The organism is Rhodopseudomonas sp. BR0G17, assembly GCF_010907025.1.
Classification (GTDB): Bacteria; Pseudomonadota; Alphaproteobacteria; order Rhizobiales; family Xanthobacteraceae; genus Rhodopseudomonas; species Rhodopseudomonas palustris_H.
The window spans coordinates 1-391 of the sequence record NZ_QUML01000241.1; the positions used below are offsets into that span (position 1 = coordinate 1).

Annotated in this window: 1 protein-coding gene; it reads right to left on the reverse strand. The window is 65.0% G+C overall.

Translation table 11 applies throughout. The annotated features are described in order from the left end of the window. Window positions 1-391 (reverse strand): EAL domain-containing protein (locus DY467_RS26035; protein ID WP_164639930.1); only part of this gene is annotated, 391 nt, incomplete at both ends.

The following is a 391-nucleotide window of genomic DNA, read 5'->3' on the forward strand; positions in this document are numbered from 1 at the left end:
CTCGCGTTGTTCTGCGGTCTCGACGCCTGCGGCCAAGGTCGTCTTGTGGCCGGCGGCGGCGATCTTCGCGATCGCACGGATGCTCATCGCCGATCCCGCTTCCTCGGTCAGGGTGTCGACGAAGCTCTTGTCGATCTTGATCTTGTCGATCGGGAAGCGGTGCAGATAGCTCAGCGACGAATAACCGGTGCCGAAATCGTCGAGCGCGATCTTGACGCCGAGGGCGCGGAGCTGGTTGAGGACAGCCAGCGTCGACTCGGTGTCCTGTAGCAGCAGGGCTTCGGTGATCTCCAGCTCCAACCTGTCGGCCGACAGCCCGGTCCGCGCCAGCGTGGCGGCGACCTTGAGCGGGAAGGTCGAGCGGCGGAGTGGGATCGGCGATACGTTCACG